General features: G+C 63.6%; 20 protein-coding genes and 1 riboswitch. Of the genes, 9 read left to right on the top strand and 11 right to left on the bottom strand.

The window, feature by feature from the left end; translation table 11 throughout:
- Positions 1-4: 4 nt before the first annotated feature.
- Together H0482_RS12535 and cobA are read right to left on the bottom strand one after the other, a co-directional pair.
- A complete protein-coding gene (locus H0482_RS12535) occupies positions 5-1,300 on the bottom strand; it encodes a cobyrinate a,c-diamide synthase (RefSeq protein ID WP_193730400.1) in 1,296 nt (431 codons plus the stop codon).
- Positions 1,287-2,099, bottom strand: a complete 813-nt coding sequence (gene cobA, locus H0482_RS12540) for a uroporphyrinogen-III C-methyltransferase (RefSeq protein ID WP_330998258.1) — start codon at positions 2,097-2,099, stop codon at positions 1,287-1,289. Before cobA ends, H0482_RS12535 begins: the two co-directional genes overlap by 14 nt.
- Positions 2,100-2,169: 70 nt before the next feature.
- On the opposite strand from cobA, the gene H0482_RS12545 reads away from it, so the two are divergent.
- The gene (locus H0482_RS12545) at positions 2,170-2,901 is read left to right on the top strand and encodes a cobalt-precorrin-6A reductase (protein ID WP_230989615.1); all 732 of its coding nucleotides are present in this window, start codon (positions 2,170-2,172) and stop codon (positions 2,899-2,901) included.
- Here H0482_RS12545 and H0482_RS12550 read toward each other — a convergent pair.
- Entirely contained in the window at positions 2,832-3,251 is a 420-nt protein-coding gene (locus H0482_RS12550; RefSeq protein WP_330998259.1) for a cobalamin biosynthesis protein, read from the bottom strand. The genes H0482_RS12545 and H0482_RS12550 overlap by 70 nt on opposite strands.
- Here H0482_RS12550 and H0482_RS16925 point away from each other — a divergent pair.
- Genes H0482_RS16925 through H0482_RS12560 form a run of 3 tightly spaced genes read left to right on the top strand, consistent with a single transcriptional unit; the run spans position 3,162 to position 5,008 of the window.
- A complete protein-coding gene (locus H0482_RS16925; protein ID WP_330998261.1) occupies positions 3,162-3,587 on the top strand; it encodes a hypothetical protein in 426 nt (141 codons plus the stop codon). The two genes, H0482_RS12550 and H0482_RS16925, sit on opposite strands and share 90 nt — an antisense overlap.
- 12 nt (positions 3,588-3,599) lie before the next feature.
- A complete protein-coding gene (locus tag H0482_RS12555; RefSeq protein WP_193730403.1) occupies positions 3,600-4,496 on the top strand; it encodes a cation diffusion facilitator family transporter in 897 nt (298 codons plus the stop codon).
- 41 nt (positions 4,497-4,537) lie between these two features.
- Complete coding sequence (locus tag H0482_RS12560) at positions 4,538-5,008, top strand: hypothetical protein (RefSeq protein ID WP_193730404.1); 471 nt, start codon at positions 4,538-4,540, stop codon at positions 5,006-5,008.
- 99 nt (positions 5,009-5,107) lie between these two features.
- Here the strand turns inward: H0482_RS12560 and cobO are convergent, their stop codons facing one another.
- The 6 genes from cobO to H0482_RS12590 form a co-directional block, all read right to left on the bottom strand.
- Positions 5,108-5,716 (bottom strand): cob(I)yrinic acid a,c-diamide adenosyltransferase, encoded by a 609-nt coding sequence (gene cobO, locus H0482_RS12565; RefSeq protein ID WP_407925729.1) that lies wholly within the window; start codon positions 5,714-5,716, stop codon positions 5,108-5,110.
- Positions 5,717-5,741: 25 nt separating this feature from the next.
- Entirely contained in the window at positions 5,742-9,662 is a 3,921-nt protein-coding gene (cobN, locus tag H0482_RS12570) for a cobaltochelatase subunit CobN (RefSeq protein ID WP_193730406.1), read from the bottom strand.
- 447 nt (positions 9,663-10,109) lie between these two features.
- A complete protein-coding gene (gene cobW, locus H0482_RS12575) occupies positions 10,110-11,159 on the bottom strand; it encodes a cobalamin biosynthesis protein CobW (protein ID WP_193730407.1) in 1,050 nt (349 codons plus the stop codon).
- Positions 11,156-11,893 carry a CbtA family protein gene (locus H0482_RS12580; RefSeq protein ID WP_193730408.1) on the bottom strand — a complete coding sequence of 246 codons (738 nt, stop codon included), beginning with the start codon at positions 11,891-11,893 and terminating at the stop codon, positions 11,156-11,158. The genes cobW and H0482_RS12580 overlap by 4 nt, the downstream gene beginning before the upstream one ends.
- 34 nt (positions 11,894-11,927) lie before the next feature.
- Positions 11,928-12,110: a CbtB domain-containing protein gene (locus H0482_RS12585; protein ID WP_193730409.1), complete on the bottom strand. Its 183-nt coding sequence runs from the start codon at positions 12,108-12,110 to the stop codon at positions 11,928-11,930.
- 60 nt (positions 12,111-12,170) lie between these two features.
- A riboswitch (cobalamin riboswitch) is annotated at positions 12,171-12,436 on the bottom strand.
- Positions 12,437-12,456: 20 nt separating this feature from the next.
- The gene (locus H0482_RS12590; protein ID WP_193730410.1) at positions 12,457-13,110 is read right to left on the bottom strand and encodes a hypothetical protein; all 654 of its coding nucleotides are present in this window, start codon (positions 13,108-13,110) and stop codon (positions 12,457-12,459) included.
- 93 nt (positions 13,111-13,203) lie between these two features.
- Here H0482_RS12590 and H0482_RS12595 point away from each other — a divergent pair, with 93 nt between their 5' ends.
- Positions 13,204-13,458, top strand: a complete 255-nt coding sequence (locus H0482_RS12595) for a DUF2164 domain-containing protein (protein ID WP_193730411.1) — start codon at positions 13,204-13,206, stop codon at positions 13,456-13,458.
- Positions 13,459-13,570: 112 nt separating this feature from the next.
- Positions 13,571-13,927: a DMT family protein gene (locus tag H0482_RS12600; RefSeq protein ID WP_193730412.1), complete on the top strand. Its 357-nt coding sequence runs from the start codon at positions 13,571-13,573 to the stop codon at positions 13,925-13,927.
- A gap of 190 nt (positions 13,928-14,117) precedes the next feature.
- Here the strand turns inward: H0482_RS12600 and H0482_RS12605 are convergent, their stop codons facing one another.
- Positions 14,118-15,086: a zinc ABC transporter substrate-binding protein gene (locus H0482_RS12605; protein ID WP_193730413.1), complete on the bottom strand. Its 969-nt coding sequence runs from the start codon at positions 15,084-15,086 to the stop codon at positions 14,118-14,120.
- A 175-nt stretch (positions 15,087-15,261) separates the two neighbouring features.
- Here H0482_RS12605 and H0482_RS12610 point away from each other — a divergent pair, with 175 nt between their 5' ends.
- The 3 genes from H0482_RS12610 (at position 15,262) to H0482_RS12620 (ending at position 17,478) form a co-directional block, all read left to right on the top strand.
- The gene (locus H0482_RS12610; protein ID WP_193730414.1) at positions 15,262-16,098 is read left to right on the top strand and encodes an ATP-binding cassette domain-containing protein; all 837 of its coding nucleotides are present in this window, start codon (positions 15,262-15,264) and stop codon (positions 16,096-16,098) included.
- Between the two features lie 155 nt (positions 16,099-16,253).
- Positions 16,254-17,072 carry a metal ABC transporter permease gene (locus H0482_RS12615; RefSeq protein WP_193730415.1) on the top strand — a complete coding sequence of 273 codons (819 nt, stop codon included), beginning with the start codon at positions 16,254-16,256 and terminating at the stop codon, positions 17,070-17,072.
- Entirely contained in the window at positions 17,062-17,478 is a 417-nt protein-coding gene (locus tag H0482_RS12620) for a Fur family transcriptional regulator (RefSeq protein ID WP_230989616.1), read from the top strand. Before H0482_RS12615 ends, H0482_RS12620 begins: the two co-directional genes overlap by 11 nt.
- A gap of 32 nt (positions 17,479-17,510) precedes the next feature.
- Here the strand turns inward: H0482_RS12620 and rsmD are convergent, their stop codons facing one another.
- Positions 17,511-18,068, bottom strand: coding sequence for a 16S rRNA (guanine(966)-N(2))-methyltransferase RsmD (gene rsmD / locus H0482_RS12625; protein ID WP_193730416.1), 558 nt, complete (start codon positions 18,066-18,068; stop codon positions 17,511-17,513).
- Position 18,069: the final 1 nt, after the last annotated feature.

Consider the following 18,069-nt stretch of genomic DNA (forward strand, 5'->3'; position numbering starts at 1 on the left):
CTTCTTATGCCGGAGCAATGACATGGGCGTAAGACCCCATGACCCGGCCCAGAAACGCTCCCATGGGCAATTGGCGGACGCCTTCGGCGTCAAGCGCTTCGAATAGCGGCGGCAGGCCGGATTGTTTGGCCGAGGAATAGTGGAATTCGTGCCCATTGAGGCCCGGCGGCCACGGCAAGGGGCTGTCATGGATCAGGCGACGATAGCCGAGGACGCGCTTGGGCCGGTCCATGCGGGTAGTCATCGGCAGGAGGCCGGACATGGAATGGCTGGTCCCGTCCTTGTCGATCAGCGCCTCGCCCAGGGCCATGAAGCCCCCGCATTCGCCATAGATCAGCGCATCGCGATCGCGGGCGGCGCGGAGGCCGCTATGGAAATGAGTGGCGGCGGCCAGCGCGGGACCGTGCAGTTCGGGATAGCCGCCGGGGAGGAAGATCGCATCGGCCGTCGGGTTCGGCGCCTCATCGGCGAGGGGCGAAAAGAGGCTCAGTTCCGCTCCCGCTGCGCGCCAGCCCTCGAGCAGATGTGAATAGAGAAAAGCGAAAGCGGCATCGCAGGCAATGGCGATATGTTGGCCGAGCGGCGGCAAGGCCATGGATGTTGCTGCGGGCGGCAAGAGTGGCGCAGCGAGGCTCTGAAGCGCATCCAGATCAACAAAATCGCCAATCGTCTGCGCCGCAAAATCGAGAAAACCGGCAAAGGTGGCAATCTCACCGGGCAGGGTGAGCCCGAGGTGGCGCTCGGGAATGATCAGGTCCGCGTGGCGGGGAATGAAGCCCAGAACGGGTATGGCAGTGGCGCGCAGGGAGGCCGCCAGCATGCGTTCGTGGCGAGCGGACGCGACGCGATTGACGATGATGCCGGCAATGCGGACAGCCGGACGCCAATGGGCAAAGCCGGAGACCAGTGCGGCGATGGACTGGCTCTGCTTGTCCGCATCGATCACGAAAATGACCGGCAGGCCCAGCATTTCGGCGAGATCGGCGGTGGAGCCATTGCCATCGGCGGCGGCGTCGAACAGGCCCATGACGCCCTCGACGAGAAGCAGATCGGCCCCGCTGGCCTGACGGGTGGCCAGCGCCGCGATCTGGCCCGGCGACATGGCCCATGGATCGAGATTGACGGATGCGTGACCTGCCGCCTCGGCATGAAAGACCGGATCGATATAATCGGGGCCGGTCTTGGCGGGAGCAACGTTCACACCGCGCTGGCGCAAGGCGGCCAGGAGGCCCAGCGTCACCAGCGTCTTGCCCGAGCCGGAGCGTGGCGCGGCAATGACCATCCCCTTAGCCAAAGACATGCTTCCTTGCTTCCCCGACATACCAGTCGAGGCTGCGCCGATAGCGGGACACCGGGCCCAGCACCAGAATGGATGGAGTGGGCAGATCGGTCAGTGTCCCGGCTGCGCCCAGACTGGTCTCGATGACGGTCTGGGCCGGGCTCGCCGCCTCGGACACAATGGTCAGCGCCTCATCGGGCGTCCGGCCGGCATCGAGCAGGCGTTGAGCAATGAGCGGCAGATGCTTGACCGCCATGAACATGACGATGACCGGCGCGGCGCGGGCGACGGCGGGCCAGTCGATGGCGCCGGGAACCGCGCCGGTTTCATCATGGCCGGTGAGGAAAATTACCGAGTGATTGGCGTCGCGATGCGTCACCGGCAGGCCGGCATAGGCGAGCCCGCCCAGCCCCGAGGAAATGCCCGGCACGATACGGAAGGCAATGCCGGCGCGCGCCAATTCGCCCGCTTCCTCCCCGCCCCGCCCAAACATGAAGGGATCGCCGCCCTTGAGCCGCAGCACGCGCTTGCCCTGCCGCGCCAGTTCGATAAGACGAATGGTGATGTCGGCTTGTTTCGGGGAGGGCTTGCCGCCGCGCTTGCCGGCGTGGATACGTTCGATATGAGCTGGCGCCAGCGCCAGAATATCGGGCGAAACCAGCGCGTCATGGACGATGACATCGGCAGCGCCCAGAGCATGCAGCCCCAACAGGGTCAAAAGCCCCGGCCCCCCGGGACCGGCGCCGACGAGCCAGACCGAGCCCGGATCGAAGGGCGGAAAATCGGCCTCGGCGAGACGAGACAGGATCGTATCAGTCACGAGCGACACTCACGGCTTGAGCGGCAGGGCCCGGACGGGCACAGTGGCGGCGATGATTGGACACAGAGCAATGAATATCCTGATCCTTGGAGGAACGAGCGAAGCGCGGCAATTGGCGAGCCGGCTGGTGGCGCTGGGCCATGAGGTGACGACCTCGCTGGCCGGCCGCACGCAGGATCCCATCCTGCCGGAAGGCGGGCTGCGCATGGGGCCGTTCGGCGGCGTGGCCGGGCTCTGCGCCTATCTGCGCGCGGCGGGGGTGGAGCGGCTGGTTGATGCCACCCATCCCTATGCCGGTCTGATGTCCATCAATGCCGCTGCCGCTGCGGAAGAGACCGGCATCAGGCTGGTACGCTATATGCGCCCACCCTGGGCACCTCAACCGGGCCAGGACTGGACCATGGTGGGCAGCGCGCAGGAGGCAGCCGATTGCCTTCCCAAAGGCGCCAAAGTGCTGCTCACCACCGGCCATGCCGGGCTCGAAACTTATCTGCGGCGCGAGGATTGTTCGTTCCTCGTGCGCGTTATCGAGGCGCCGAGCATGGACCTGCCGTTGCATGCGCAGTTGATCCAGACGCGGCCGCCTTATGGGCTGGACGACGAAATCGCGCTGATTGGGGGGCATGGCGTTACTCACCTCATCAGCAAGAATTCGGGCGGCGCCCAGACCAGCGCCAAGCTCGAGGCGGCCAGGCAGGCCGGCGTTCGGGTGATCATGATTGCGCGCCCTCATTATGGACCGGCGCTGGAAGTGGACAGCGTCGAGGCGGCACTCGCCGCGCTGGATGTCGGCAGCGCATAGGGCGGCGTCCAGCGCGACAGCGCGCAGGTGGCATTGGCGCTGCGCCGCTTTTCCACGAGCAGCGGACCAAAGGCCAGCGCCGACGCCTCGGCCACCGAAGGCAAGGCCAGATAATGGGTCACATGTGGGGACGGATTGGGCACGTCGCGGGGCAAATCCTGCGGCGGAACCGCCAGAAGCGGCAATGCCAGCCGATCCGCAACGGAGCGGAGTGCGGGATGGGATTGCTTGCCGTCCAGCGTCGCCAGGGCCGCAAGATCATGGCGATCCAAGCCGGCTTCGGCCAGAGTGGCGTCGAGAAGATGAAGAATTTCCTCAGGACCGGCGCAGAAGCGCGCCCCAAGACCCACAACTATATCCGCGCGGGGAAAAGTCCGGCTGGCCAGCTTGCGGCTGGCAGGATGCTCATACATTTCGCCTCGACACATTACGAGGCAGGTCCGCTCAAAACCGGCTCAGCCCTGGATTTGGTCCCGCCTTTGGTCGACCGCACCAGGCTCTGTTTCAGTTCCGTCATGGGAACGCTGCGCTTGGGCGACGACCTTAGGCGCAGCAAAGCCCATGGTCAATCAAAGGCTTCCGCCGATCCGCTGGGGAATATCGGAATGCCTCTGAAAATCGTTTGCAAATACAACAACTTGCAGCAAACGACGTCCTCCGCTATTGCAGGTCTGCAAGCTCGCTAACAGGCGGACATCATGGCCATCACCAACAAGACATTGGCAATTGCCGCAATCAGTCTGGGGGTGGGGCTCGTCGTGCTCGGCCTCAAGACGCTGGCCTGGTGGCTGACCGGCTCGGTGGCGCTTTATTCGGACGCTCTCGAATCCATCGTCAACGTGGTCACGGCCATCGTGGCGCTGCTCGCCGTGCGCCTGGCCCAGCGGCCGGCCGACGCCGCCCTGCCCTATGGCTATCACAAGGCCGAATATTTCTCCGCCGTGATCGTGGGGGTGATGATCATCATCGCCGCCATCCTGATCATGCGTGAGGCTGTTCTCGGTTTCATGAACCCGCAAATGCCCGATGCGCCGGTGCAGGGCATGGCGGTCTCGATCGCCGCGACTGCCATCAATGTCGTCTGGGCGCAGGTGCTGATCCGCCATGGGCGCAAGGCGCGCTCACCCGCCATGGAGGCCGATGGCAAGCATTTGATGACCGACGTGGTCTCCACCATCGGCGTATTGGCAGGGCTCGCGCTGGTCTATCTCACTGGTTTCGCCCAGCTCGATTCGGTGCTCGCGGCCCTTGTGGCGCTCAATATTCTCTGGTCCGGCTGGGGCGTGATCCGCGAAAGCGTCGGCGGGCTGATGGACGTGGCCGTGCCGGCCGAAACCCAGAAAACCATCCGCGACGTCATCGCCGTCAATGCCGACGGCGCCATCGAAGCGCATGACATCCGCACAAGGCAGGCGGGCAAGCTGATCTTCATTGATTTTCACCTCGTGGTGCCCGGCGCCATGTCGGTCGACAATGCCCATACGATCTGCGACCGGATCGAGGCCAAGCTGCGCGAAGCGGTCAAGGACGTGCAGATTACCATCCATGTCGAGCCCGAGGAAAAAGCCAAGCATTCAGGGATCGTGGTGCTCTGATCACGCTTGCCAAGGGGAAATTGCGGGGGCAACCTCCACACATGCGCGCCATTCTCACCCTTGTCCTGTTGGTTCTGGCGGCCCCGGCCTGGGCGCAATATTGGACGCCCTATGAAAATGCGCGGTTCGGCTATGAAATCGACGCGCCGCCCGGCTTCGAGGGCAATGGCGAAAGCGCCAATGGCGACGGGCAGATATTTTACAATTCCATTGCTGCCCAAGGGCTTAGTGTGTGGGGCGGCCATTTTTCTGAAGAATTCGAAACTGAAGCAGCGGCGGCGCTCGATGCGGCCCGCGCCGGCAATTGGGCGATCCAGTCCCAATCCTCGACGCCGCATTGGGCGGAATTTACCGCGCAACGGGGTGACCGCGTGGTGCGGCAGCGCCTGATCACGCTCTGCGACGGCGGTTCCTACGCCGCGTTCCGCCTTGAGTTCAATGTACGTGACCTTGCCGCCCTGGAGCCCACCATGGACGGGCTCCAGCGCTCATTCATGGCGTCGGACTGCTAGATCATTTCAGCGTATAGTAGAAACGTTGAAATGATCTAAGTGTTTGTTTTGTCGCGTTTGCGAACCGGAAAACCGGTATCCATCTTTCCTGGAAACGCCCTAGAACTCGACGCCCTTCTGCGCCTTCACGCCGGCGCGGAAATGGTGCTTGATCTCGGTCATTTCCGTCACAAGATCAGCAATTTCAATGAGTTCGTCCTTGGCATTGCGGCCGGTGACGATGACGTGCTTGTCGGCGGGCTTGTTGGCGAGCACCTCGACCACTTCCTCGATGGGCAGATAATCGTAGCGCAGGCAGATATTGAGTTCGTCGAGCAATACCATGTTATAGCTGGGATCTTCGATCAGCGCCTTGGCCTGTTCCCAGGCCTTGCGCGCGGCGGCAAGATCGCGCTGGCGGTCAGCGACGTCCCAGGTAAACCCTTCTCCCATCGCATTAATCGTCACCTGATCGGGGAATTTGTCGAGCACGTCGCGCTCACCGGTATTCCAGACGCCCTTGACGAATTGCACCACGCCGACGCGCATGCCATTGCCAAGGGCGCGGAAGACCATGCCGAAAGCGGCGGTGGATTTGCCCTTGCCCTTGCCGGTATGGACGATCAGCAGGCCCTTCTCCTCGGTCTTGGTGGAGAGGATCTTGTCGCGCGCCGCCTTCTTTTTCTTCATCTTTTCAGCATGATAGGCGTCGCGCTCGGCTTCGCTCATCAGATCGGTCTTCTTGGCTGGCCTGTCAGTCATGTGTGTGCTCCAGAAAGGCGAAAGCGGAATTTGAACGGGGCGACCACAGCCCTCTTTGCTGGGCCTCAAGGAATTTCGCGATCAGTTCATCATAGCCGAAGCGATTGGAATGCTTGATGAATTCCCGAACCGTATCATCCTGGACAAAGGCCTCGAAGGCGAGGTCGAAATGGTGCGACTTGACCGCGCCGGTGGTCGCGGCGAAGGCGAACATGAAATCGAGGGTGGCGATGATCTCGAAGGCGCCGCGATAGGAATGGCGCATCATCCCGGCAAGCCATTTCGGATTGACGACGCGGCTGCGCATCACATGGCTAATCTCTTGTTCCAGCGTGCGAATTTTCGGGTTTTCGGGGCGGGAATGATCATTGTGATAGGCGGCGGGACGGCGGCCGGACACCATTTCGGCGGCAACTGAGAGTCCGCCTTCGAACTGATAGTAATTGTCCGAATCCAACAGGTCGTGTTCGCGGTTATCCTGATTGTGAATCACCGCATCGATGTCGCCCAGCCGGGCGCGGAACCGCTCCTGCATCGGCACGCCCTGCACCTTGGCGCCATAGGCATATTGGCCCCAGGCAATCGCCTGATTGGCCAGATCCGCCTTGTCGCTCCAGCGGCCATTGTCGATGAGATGACCGAGACCCGCGCCGTAAGCGCCTGGCTTTGAACCAAAAATTCTCGCACCGGCCTGAAGCGCGGCGTCCGCCTCGGACTGGCCTTTGGCCATCAGGCCCAGAGCATCGGCGCGCATGCGGGCGGCGATGGGATTGTCCGCCTCGGGTTCGTCCAGCGCCCCGATGGCGCGAATGGCGCGATCGAACAAGGCGATCTGGGCGGGGAAGGCATCGCGAAAAAAGCCGGAAATTCTGAGGGTTACGTCGACGCGCGGACGATCGAGCCGGGCCAGCGGCACGATCTCGTAGCCGGAAACGCGCAGCGAACCGGGATCCCAGACGGGCTTTGCCCCGATCAGCGCCATGGCCTGAGCGAGGTCGTCGCCGCCGGTGCGCATATTGGCGGTGCCCCAGACCGACAGGGCCACCGACCTGAGGTAATGGCCATGATCCTGAAGGTGGCGAAGGACCAGGTTCTCGGCCGACTTTCGCCCGAGTTCCCAAGCACTTGGCGTGGGAACGGCGCGGGCATCGACTGAATAGAAATTGCGGCCCGTGGGCAGCACGTCAAGGCGCCCACGCGAGGGCGCGCCGGAGGGACCGGGGGCGATGAATTTGCCGTCGAGCGCATCGAGAAAGGCAGCCATCTCGGCGGGACCGGAAGCGGCGAGACGGGGCCGGATATGGGTTTCGACGGTTTGTAGAACCGCGTGGGTCGCGATCCAGTCCGCCGGCACAGGCATTTTTTTGTCAATTATGTCCGCCGCCATGGCTTCAAGCGCGGAAACCACGTCGCCAATCCGCCGAATTTTCACTTCGGGACGGCCATTTGCCAACAGACTGTTCCCCTCTGCCGCCCCCTCGCCTCCGCCGACCTCCGGCCCATGCCAGGGAAGGCCCAAATCGGCGGTGAGCGGATCGAGACCGAGCTTAAGATCATCCGCAAGAGCACGGATCAGAGAATTATCCCCGGCTTCATCCCCGCGTGGCACTCTGGCCAGAGCGATTGCGAGGTCTCGTTCCATTCCTCCCAGCGGGGACGACCCGAAAATGTGCAGGCCATCGCGGATCTGAGCTTCCTTCAGGTCGCACAGGAAGTTGTCGATCTTGATCAGGGCCTCGGTCTCGTCCCCCGGCAGGCCGATGTCCTGATCGAGACGGCTATCGCGGGTGAAATCGAGAATCCGGCTCTTGAGATCAGCGAGGCGGCGGCGATCCATGCCCGAGGCGGCGTAATATTCATCGAGCAGGGCTTCGAGATCCTTGAGCGGCCCATAGGTCTCGGCCCGGGTCAGCGGCGGCACCAGATGATCGATAATCACCGCCCCGGTGCGGCGCTTGGCCTGCGTCCCTTCGCCGGGATCGTTGACGATGAAGGGATAAAGATGGGGCAATTGCCCCCAGAGCGCATCGGGATAGCAATCGTCATCGAGGGCGGCGGACTTGCCCGGCAGCCATTCGAGCGTGCCGTGCTTGCCATTATGCACCATGGCATGAGCGCCCCATTCGTGGCGAAGCCAGAGATAGGCGGCGGCATAGGCATGGGGCGGAACAAGGGCCGGGTCGTGGTAACTGGCGGTTTCATCCAGGTGATAACCGCGCGCCGGCTGGAGCAGGAGCACGACATTGCCGAAACGATGCGCCGGGAGGTGGAACGCCCCGTCGCGGACAAAGGGATCGCGCGCCGGATCGCCCCAGCGGGTGGTGATGGCTTCGCGGATTTCCTCGGGAAGCGCGGCGAGCAATTCGGCATAGCGCGCAAGCGGCAGGATAGCGGCCGAATTCCCCCGCTGCGGATTGGCATTGGTGGGGCCCGATTGCAGCAGGGCAATGAGGTCAGTCGATGATTTCGGGTAGGTAGCGGGTGCGGAACCCCCACCCCAACCCCTTCCCTCAAGGGGGAGGGGCTTTGGGCCGGCGGGGGATGGGAATGGCGCGGCAGGGGCTATGTCGGACAGCGTGTAGCCGGCCTGGTCGAGCGCCATCAGCATGCGGGCGGTGCTTTCGGGGGCGTCGTAGCCGACGCCGTTGGCGAGGCGGCCGTCGCGGATGGGGTAATTGGCGAGGATAAGGGCGATCTTGCGGTCGGCGCTCGGGGTGTGGCGGAGGCGGGCCCAGTTGGCGGCGAGGTCCACGGCGCGGCTGATGCCGCCCTGATCGGGCTCATAGGCGCTGAGGGGGCATTGGGTGCGCTCGTGCCAGACGGCGTCTGCCTTGTGTCCGACCAGAAGCCCGCCGATGCGGCCATCGACTTCGGGCATGACCAGATACATGGCCATGTCCTTGGAGGAGAGCCCCTGCGGATCGGCCAGCCATTGGGAGCGGGAGCGGCCGGACTGGACGAGCTGGATGACCGGCGCGTCCGTTCCGGCGAAGGGATTGGATTTCGCGTCGAGATCGGCGACGCCGAGGCCGAAGGCCGTGAGATTGAAGATCGCCGAGGGCGGGAAGGCGGCCAGCGCGTTCTGGACGAAACGGATGCAGGCAGCTTCCTTGAGCGAGGAGACGAGCAGCGGCACCGGGGCGAGACCGCGCGCTTCGAGCGCCGCGATCAGGGCTTCGAGCGTGGCAGTGCCGGCGCCTTCAAGGGCGGCGCGGTAGAAGAGGATGGGGATATGGGGCGACAACGGAGCGGGAGGCCCGGCATGCAGAGCGCGCAGACCGGCTTCGTCGGTCATACCGAGGACGGGGTGCCAAAGACCGAAGCGGGGGAAGGGCTGGGGCTCCAGAGCCGATAATGCCGGATTCTGCTCCGTCGCCTGCACCCCCAAACCATCCCCTTCCCTCATGGGGGAGGGGTTTTGTGTCGGCGGGCTTTCTGCCAGTCGGGCGAAGGCCGTGAGCAGGGTATCGGCATTGTCGGGGCCACCGGCAACGAAAAGACGGTGGAGGACGAGCCAATCGTCTGGATGAATGGTGGAGCGTGCTTGAAGAATGGGGTCGGGATTGGCGTCGCCCGGCAACAGCACGAGCGGAATGCGCTTATTGGTGCAGAGCGCGGTCAGTTCATCGACGCCATATTGGAAATAGGCCATGCCGCCGATGAGGCGGAGCACGACGAGACGCGCATGGGCGACGGTCTTTTCCAGCCACATGTCCACCGAGAGATTGTTGGCGAGGCGCATGACATTGGCGAGGCGCAGCCCGCCCTCCCCTGCCCTGTCGGCGGCGCCGGCCAGCATGGCCAATTCGCTATCGGCGGAGGAGGCGAAGATATGGGCGCCGGGCGACTGGGCCAGATCGATAGCCTCGCCTTCCTGCTGGATGGAACCGGCCTGGGCGGAGAGCAGGTGCATCACGGCCTCCCGCGTGATGCAAGGGCGGCGGCAATAAGCTCGCAATTGACGCGGGTTATCACTTCAGGCCTTTGGGTCATGCTCTCACTATCGGCGCTTTGCTCGCTGGAGTGCAACGAGCGATGATCACAATGGGCGCGATGGCCCGGATATCAAGGCTCCTTCGCCTCACAACCCCGGAGAGAAGCCCAGACTGGGGCCAGGCAATCCGGTTCGCCGGTCTATCCCATGGACCGCCCGGACAGGCCGGGCGGTGACGAAGGGGAGAGGGGCCGGTAGGACGGGCGGGATTGGAAGGACCAGCAGGACCGGAAGGCCTCTGGGCGCCCCCGCCTCGCCGCCATTCACCCCGCCGCCCCGCACCGCCAACCCGCCTCGCCGCCACCCACCACCCCGCCCCGGGGGACGGAGCGCGGCGGGCATGGGTGGCAAGCGGCGATCGGGATATTATGCCGCCGCCTTTTCCAGGCTTTGCGTGATGGCGGCGCGGTCGAGCGGCTGTTCGCCGATGACGACGAGGGCAGTGTCGCGCAATTCGCCATCCTTCCAGGGGCGGTCGAAATAGGCGGTGACGCGGGGACCGACGGCCTGAATAGCGAGACGGGCAGCGGCGCCGGGGATGGCGGCAAAGCCCTTGAGGCGCAAGACGTCATGGTCACGAATGGTCTGCTCGATCACGGCGAGGAGGTCATCCTTGCCGATAATGGCGGGCAGGCGCAGCGAGAAGCTGTCGAAATCGTCGTGCTCGTGGGTCTCGCCGCCATGTTCCAGCTCGTGGTGGCTGGGGCGATTGGCGATGTCATCCTCGGAGGACATGCCCATGCCGAGCAGAGCCGCGATGTCCACATGGCCATTGGCGGCGCGGACAATGCCGACGCCAGGACGCAGTTCGGCGCGGATATTGGCTTCCACCTTGTCGAGCAGGGCGGCATCGACCAGATCGGTCTTGTTAATGATGACCATGTCGGCGACGGACAGCTGATCTTCGAACAATTCGCCAAGCGGCGTTTCGTGGTCGAGCATTTCATCCTGGCGGCGCAGGGCATCGACGGCGGCTTCGTCGCTGGCGAAGCGCCCTTCGGCCAGGGCTGCGGCATCGGCGACGGTGACGACGCCATCAATAGTTACCTGGGCCTTGATCTCGGGCCAGTTGAAGGCGCGGATCAGCGGCTGCGGCAAAGCCAGGCCCGAGGTTTCGATGACGATGTGATCGAACTTGTCCGGCCGGGCCAGAAGGGCCTGCATGGTGGGGATGAATTCATCGGCCACGGTGCAGCAAATGCAGCCATTGGACAATTCGACCATATCCTCTTCGCGGCAGGTCTCGTCGCCGCAGCCGGCGAGAATGTCCTTGTCCACGCCCAGATCGCCGAACTCGTTGATGATCAGCGCGATGCGCTTGCCCTTGGGAGCATGGGCCAGCATGTGGCGCACGAGGGTGGTCTTGCCGGCGCCGAGAAAGCCGGTGATGACCGTGGTAGGGATCTTGGTGGTCATGCTTTGACTCCATGGGCAATAGTGGCCGGACGGGCGGCCAGATAATCGTTGATCCGGCCGAAGGCGAGGCCGAGCACGACCCAGAACAGCGCCGAATTATAGAGCACGGCGGCAACGAATTCGGCGGTGAGGCGCGGCGGCACGTCGCTGGGATCAGTGGGAGCAATGGGGGCGGCGATGAGCTGGGGCAGCAGGACCAGCGCCAACGCCACGGCCAGCGCCCAGGGCGCACGGACCTTGGCGACGAGGAGGAAGGCAGCGCCGGTCGAGAGCGCGGCGCCGAACCACCAGACCTGGCGGGCCAGTGTATCGGCGACCGGCATGCCGGGCATGCCCGGCGGCAGGCCGAGCGCGGGGGCGAGCGAGAAGGCGGCAAAGCCGGCGACGCCCCAATAAAGCCCATTGGCAAAGGTGATGGGCAGGTTGAACAGCACCGAGACCGCGCCGATGATCAGCGCATAGCCGGCGGCCATCAGCAGATTGGCGGCGATGGTGTAAAGGGTGCGCTCGACGCCATCCTGGGGGGCCCATTCGTCGTCGTCATGGGCATGGGCTTCATTGGCGGCGACGCTGTCGTCAGCGGCTTCGCCATGTTCGTGAGCCTCGGCGTCGCCGCCCTCATAGGCTTCGGCGGCAAAGATCAGCGGGGTGACGCGCCAGGCCTGGAAGGCCGATGTGGCCAGGCCAGCACAAAGGGCTGCGACCAGCGCAGCAAAAAACAGATTGCGGAACATTTTTCTCTCGTCCTAGTGACCGAACGGGCCTGCCTTAATGGCAGGGGAACCCCATGGCGTGGCGCGTGTCATGGGCGCCGTTATGCAGGCGGTAATCGCCGGCAAAGCCGGTGCCGACCAGCAAGGTCAGGCCCAGGAACAGGGCCAGCATGCCGGCAATGAGCCGCTGGGACAGAGAAAGAGACTTGAGGCCGGTGGAAACGGCTGCGTTATTCATGTGGCACCCTCCGTGCACGGAATAGATGGGCGTCGAGCCCGGTTGATCCTGGCCGTCGTCACGACGGCCAGAGTGCCGGCAGGTCTCCTGGCTTCGCGGTGAATGCAGCGCCCTCGCCTTCCCGATCGTTTGGGCATCGTCTTGGCCGAAAACCGCATGGCGCTTTTCGGGTCGATGCCTGTCGACCAGTGGCGTATCGAGAGCGCCCACCGCTTACAGTTGCGGGGGCAGCCACGGTTTTGGCCCCTGATGGGTAATCCGCACCGTGTTCCCTTTTGATTCCCTTGCCGCAGCGGGCGCGGGAAACCGTCACGAACCAAGCTTTACGCCGTCGCGACGGTTGGGGTCAATGCTCCTCTTGGGCCAAGGCCTCAGGCCATTCATAACCGACATTGACGCTGGTGACGCGGGTATCGATTTGTTCGAGCAGCGGCAGGTCGGACCTGAGCTCGACATCGCCGGAGACCGGGCCGACATCGATATCGGCATCCAAATCGTCGCTGGGCAGGAAACGCAGCGAGAGATAGCAGGCCGGCTCGGGATCGGGCCGCGCCAGCGCGCCGTCCTCGAAATAGGCATAGCCGCCATAATCCCACCAGAAGCCGCCCAGCGGAAAGCTCTGGCCGTTGAGCGCTTCCACTTCGCCAATGCTCATGCCGATGCGCACGCCGCCCGGCCCGATCTGGTTCTCGGACAGCTCGATCGAGGCGGGATAGGCGAGGTTGTCCTCGTCGAACCAGATGATGTTCATGGAGCGGGCGGGATCGTCCGGATAAAGGATCGTGGCCGGCAATTCCATGCCTTCGGCGCCGTAGATGGTGCCGGTTTCGACATTGGCGTCGCCCAGGGCCTCGCGCAGGCGCGCATGGCTGGTATCGGGCGCGAAAAGGTCGGAACAGGCAAACACCTCCCCAATGTCGGTGGCTTGGGTTTGCTCGGCAATGGCGGGTGCGGCGAGCAACAGTGTGCTCACGGCGATCATGGACAGGCGAACAGGCATCAGTTTCTCCCCAAGCGATGCATTGCGACCATTCAGCGTCGTCCCCGACCTTGCGACTCGGGTTATGAACCCAAGCTGAAGGAGCATGCCATTATGAAGCCTATCAAATTCGACCGCGACGCCACCAAGGCCATCGTCGGCGAAATCCAGGATTACTTCCGCAACGAACTGGACCAGTCAATCGGCGCCATCCCCGCCGAATTGCTGATGCAATTTTTCGCCGACAAGATGGGCGCCTATTTCTACAATCAGGGCCTGCATGACGCGCAGGCTTTGGTGCGCAAGCAGGTCGACAACCTTTCCGACGACATCTTTGCGCTCGAGCAGGTCACCAGACAGGTCCGCTGATCGTCGGTCTGTTTCACCTGCTAGCGGGGAGCGGCAATTTCCGGCTTCCCGCTGCGGCCGGCGATGATAGAAAGCAGCGACGGCGCGCTGCCGGATTGCTGTGGAGGAAGCCTTGGGCTTCAACGTCGCTACGCTCGCGCCCATCGGGCTGCTGATCGCCTCGAACCTGTTCATGACCTTTGCCTGGTATGGGCACCTCAAATTCCCCAGCGCCACGCTATGGGTGGTGGTGCTGGTCAGCTGGGGCATCGCGTTTTTCGAGTATTGGCTGGCGGTGCCCGCCAACCGGATCGGCTATGGCGTCTATTCGGGCGCGGAATTGAAGACCATCCAGGAGGTGATTTCCCTCTCGGTCTTCGTGCTGTTCGCGGTGTTCTATCTGGGCGAAAAGCTCACCTGGAACCACGGCATCGGCTTTGCGCTGATCGCACTGGGCGCGTTTTTTATCTTCAAGGGGCCGCTGAAATAAGCGCTGCCAAATGTGCGCCTTCAGGTTTTGATCGAACCACGATGGCCTCCCACCCATGATGACATCGCGGGCCGCTTCGCGCCCGAGAATAAACTCCGGCCGGGTTTCATCTCGACATCTCAGGATAGACCCCGGCCTTGGCCGGGGTGACATTGCGTGTGGGGGCAATTCAGTGCGAATCTGAACCGGTCTAATCCCGGACCAGGCAATCCACCAGTCCATCGGCGAGGCCGCGCAGCAATTGCGGGTAAAGGTCGGGGCCTTCGGTGAGGGCGCTGCCTTCGGGATCGAGCACGCCCGAACTGGCTTTTGTGCCCTCGACAATGGTGCGGATGATGGCAGGCTCGAAATTGGGCTCGGCGAAAACGCAGGTGGCCCCAAGCTCGTCAACGCGGTCGCGCAATTGGTCGATGCGGGCGGCACCGGGCATGACATCGGGCGAGATGGTGACGGCACCGGCCAATTCAAGACCGAACCGGGCCTCGAAATATTGATAGGCATCGTGAAAGACGATGAAGGGTTTTCCCGCGACCGGGGCGAGCTTCACCTGCAATTCGGCGGTCAGTGCATCGAGGCGCTGGAGTTCAGCTTCAGCATTGGCCCGATAGGCATCGGCGTTGTCGGGATCGGCGGCGGCGAGGATATCGGCGATGTGGCTGACCATCAGCCCGGCATTTTCGGGGTCAAGCCAGAAATGCATGTCGCCATCGCCATGACTGTCATGATCATGGCCGTCGTGGTCATGGTCATGATCGTGGCCCTCATGGTCGTGGTCGGCCTCGTCATGGGCATGCGCCTCGAAGGCCCCGCCCTGGCGCAGCGGCAGGAGCACGATGCCCGGGGCTTTGGCCAGTTCCACCACTTCGGCCTTTAGTGCGAGACTGTCGAGCGCTTTGGCGAGGAACAATTCCAGGCCATGGCCGGTCCAGAAGACGATATCGGCATTTTCCAGCGCCGCCGCATCGGATGGGCGCAGGGAATAGGTATGGGGCGAGGCCGCGCCGCGCACGATGAGCCTGGGCGTGCCCAGATCACCCATGACCGCCGAAACCAGCGAATGAATGGGCTTGGTGGAGGCCACCGCATCGGGCGCGGCCAAGGCCGTTCCGCTGAACAGAATCGGCAACAGGGCGGCGAGGGAAAGGACGAATTTAGGCATGTTCCGGTCTCGTGACGGAGGGAGGGCGATCGGCGATATGTTATGTTATTACGCTTGCGAAAGTGTTATGCTATAACGTATTGAAAGCCGTCAAGACGGGTTGTGCAAAGAGTATGCAGTTTGCCGGATCAAATTTTCCCCGGCCGCAGCACCCCGCCCCCGGCGCCCTCCCCTCATGGGGGAGCGGAGGAATGGAGCCGAGACTTTCGTGCATAAGAGTTTGAAAGAAAATCTCATTACCCTCACCAATGCCGGAATGCGCCGGAACGGGCGCGTGCTGGTGGAGGGCGTGGACCTGACACTGGCGCGCGGCGAGATCGTGACGCTGATCGGGCCGAACGGCTCAGGAAAATCCACCACGGCGAAAATGGCCACCGGCGTATTGAAGCCGAGCATGGGCAGCGTCTGGCGCAAGCCGGGGCTGCGGATCGGCTATGTACCGCAAAAGCTCAGCATCGACTGGACGCTGCCGCTCAATGTCGAGCGGCTGATGCGGCTGACCGGCCATTATCCCGACAGCGAGATCGACGCGGCGCTGGAGGCGGTGGGCGCGGCGCGCCTGCGCAAGGCGGCGGTGCAGGAATTGTCCGGAGGGGAATTCCAGCGGGTATTGTTCGCCCGCGCCATGATCCGCAAGCCCGACCTCCTAGTATTGGACGAGCCGGTGCAGGGCGTCGATTTTTCCGGCGAGGTGGCGCTCTACCAATTGATCCGGCAAATCCGCGACGACAGCCGGGCCGGCATATTGATGATTTCGCACGACCTGCATGTGGTGATGGCGGAGACCGATATTGTCATCTGCCTCAACGGGCATATCTGCTGCCGGGGCACGCCCAATGCGGTCAAGACCAGCCCCCAATATCTGGCGCTGTTCGGCGAACGCGCCGCCTCGACGCTGGCGATCTATGAGCATCATCACGATCATGAACATCACGATGATGGCTGCGTGGTGGGACATGATGGCGCGCATGATCATGGGCACGAGCACGATGGACATCAGCATGGGCATTGAGGTTTGGACCGGTGCCGGAACCCCCTCCCTGGCCCTCCTCTCAGAGGGGAGGGAAACGGGCGATGAATGGGGCACGATCGCGTTCCAGGCGCGGTGCCTGAGCCCCTCCCCATTGAGGAGGGGGGTGGGGGTATTGCTTCATCGAGGGATTATCCATGCTCACTGATTATTTTTCCCGGGCGCTGGTGGCGGGGGTCGGGCTGGCGGCGGTGACCGGGCCTTTGGGCTGTTTCGTGGTATGGCGGCGCATGGCCTATTTCGGCGACACCATGGCCCATTCGGCATTGCTGGGGGTGGCGCTGTCGATCCTTTTATCGATCAACATGAATCTGGGCGTGTTCGCGGTGGCGGCTTTGGTGGCGGGGGCGCTGCTATTGCTGCAAAGACAGAACAATCTCTCGACCGACGCGCTACTTGGCATTCTCAGCCATTCGAGCCTTGCCGTGGGACTGGTGATCGTGGGCTTTCTCACCCAGGTGCGGATCGATCTGATGGGGTTCCTGTTCGGCGACATTCTGGCCGTCTCCTTGCAGGACATCGCCATCATCTATGGCGGGGGCGTCGCGATCCTCCTCATTCTGTGGCTCAATTGGCGACCGCTGCTGGCGGCGACGGTGAGCCCGGACCTGGCCGAGGCAGAGGGGCTCAATCCCGAGGTGAGCCGGATCATCCTCATGCTGCTCATGGCCTCGGTGATCGCCATCGCCATGAAGCTGGTCGGCGTCCTGTTGATCACCTCGCTGCTGATCATCCCGGCCGCCACCGCGAGGCGGCTGAGCGCGACGCCGGAAATGATGGCCATCATCGCCGCCCTGCTGGGGGCCGTGGCGGTGGCGGGCGGATTGTTCGGGTCGCGCAACTGGGATACCGCTTCAGGACCATCCATCGTGGTGATGGCCCTGGTGATCTTTCTTTTGTCGCTGGCTTTGCCGACGACGCGATGGTTTGGCAGGAGAGAGCAGAATGGCGCATGAGCACGCAATGCCGGTGGACCTGACGCGCAATCAGGAATTGGTGCTGGGAGCGCTGAGCCACGCCCCTGCCCCGCTTTCGGCTTATGACATTCTCGACCGTCTGCGCGGCGACGGGCTGCGCGCGCCGCTGCAAATCTATCGGGCGCTCGACAAGCTGGTGGAGCGAGGGCTGGCGCATCGGCTGGAATCGCTCAATGCCTTTGTCGCCTGTGCCGATGGGCATTGCCGCAGCAAGGGGCTCATCGCCTTCGCTATCTGCGACAAATGCGGCAAGGTGGACGAATTCGCCGATGACGTGATCGAGGAGCGGCTGGGCGGCTGGGCCGGGCAGCGCGGCTTCAAGGTCGAGCGCACGACCATGGAAATTCGCGGCCAATGCGCCGAATGCCTCAAGGCGGCGGCCTGAGAACAGGGGCGCGATAAGCGCCCCACAGGGGCTCAGCCGGAAAAGGAGAGAAACCGCACCGCGGCGGCGCCATATTCGCGCGTGTCGTCCAGCGCGAAGCCGGCGGGGATGATGACGTCCGCGTCCGCCGCTTCCTCCCAGACGACAATGGCGCCGGGGGCGATCCAGCCATTGCCGGCGAGTTCCACCAGGGCCTTTTCGCCCAGACCCTGATGATAGGGCGGATCGAGGAAGATCAGATCGAACTGGCCGAACGTGCCCGGCGCACCGAGCCCGGTGGCGTCACGGCGCAGCAGCTTGGTGATGCCGGCCACCCCGAATGCCTGAATATGGTCGCGGATGATGCCGCGCGCCTCGGCTCCGATATCGACGAAAGTGACATGGGCGGCGCCGCGCGACAGCGCTTCCAGGCCCAGCGCCCCGGTGCCGGCGAAGAGGTCGAGCACGCGCTTGCCTTCAAAGACCGGCCCAAGACGGGAGCCGAGAATGTTGAAGATGGATTCGCGAGCCCGATCCGAGGTCGGGCGGATCGACTGGTCCGATGGCGAGGCCAGGGCCTTGCCGCGATATTTTCCGGCGACGATGCGCATG

Origin of the sequence: Devosia faecipullorum (assembly GCF_015158295.1) — a bacterium.
Lineage (GTDB): Bacteria > Pseudomonadota > Alphaproteobacteria > Rhizobiales > Devosiaceae > Devosia > Devosia faecipullorum.

Coding starts and splice junctions, on each gene's coding strand:
- H0482_RS12535 (WP_193730400.1), bottom strand. CDS start 1,300: ATGTCTTTGGCTAAGGGGATGGTCATTGCCGCGCCACGCTCCGGCTCG.
- H0482_RS12545 (WP_230989615.1), top strand. CDS start 2,170: ATGAATATCCTGATCCTTGGAGGAACGAGCGAAGCGCGGCAATTGGCG.
- H0482_RS16925 (WP_330998261.1), top strand. CDS start 3,162: ATGGCGATCCAAGCCGGCTTCGGCCAGAGTGGCGTCGAGAAGATGAAG.
- H0482_RS12555 (WP_193730403.1), top strand. CDS start 3,600: ATGGCCATCACCAACAAGACATTGGCAATTGCCGCAATCAGTCTGGGG.
- H0482_RS12560 (WP_193730404.1), top strand. CDS start 4,538: ATGCGCGCCATTCTCACCCTTGTCCTGTTGGTTCTGGCGGCCCCGGCC.
- cobO (WP_407925729.1), bottom strand. CDS start 5,716: ATGAGCGAAGCCGAGCGCGACGCCTATCATGCTGAAAAGATGAAGAAA.
- cobN (WP_193730406.1), bottom strand. CDS start 9,662: ATGCACCTGCTCTCCGCCCAGGCCGGTTCCATCCAGCAGGAAGGCGAG.
- cobW (WP_193730407.1), bottom strand. CDS start 11,159: ATGACCACCAAGATCCCTACCACGGTCATCACCGGCTTTCTCGGCGCC.
- H0482_RS12580 (WP_193730408.1), bottom strand. CDS start 11,893: ATGTTCCGCAATCTGTTTTTTGCTGCGCTGGTCGCAGCCCTTTGTGCT.
- H0482_RS12585 (WP_193730409.1), bottom strand. CDS start 12,110: ATGAATAACGCAGCCGTTTCCACCGGCCTCAAGTCTCTTTCTCTGTCC.
- H0482_RS12590 (WP_193730410.1), bottom strand. CDS start 13,110: ATGCCTGTTCGCCTGTCCATGATCGCCGTGAGCACACTGTTGCTCGCC.
- H0482_RS12595 (WP_193730411.1), top strand. CDS start 13,204: ATGAAGCCTATCAAATTCGACCGCGACGCCACCAAGGCCATCGTCGGC.
- H0482_RS12605 (WP_193730413.1), bottom strand. CDS start 15,086: ATGCCTAAATTCGTCCTTTCCCTCGCCGCCCTGTTGCCGATTCTGTTC.
- H0482_RS12610 (WP_193730414.1), top strand. CDS start 15,262: ATGGGGGAGCGGAGGAATGGAGCCGAGACTTTCGTGCATAAGAGTTTG.
- H0482_RS12615 (WP_193730415.1), top strand. CDS start 16,254: ATGCTCACTGATTATTTTTCCCGGGCGCTGGTGGCGGGGGTCGGGCTG.
- H0482_RS12620 (WP_230989616.1), top strand. CDS start 17,062: ATGGCGCATGAGCACGCAATGCCGGTGGACCTGACGCGCAATCAGGAA.
- rsmD (WP_193730416.1), bottom strand. CDS start 18,068: ATGCGCATCGTCGCCGGAAAATATCGCGGCAAGGCCCTGGCCTCGCCA.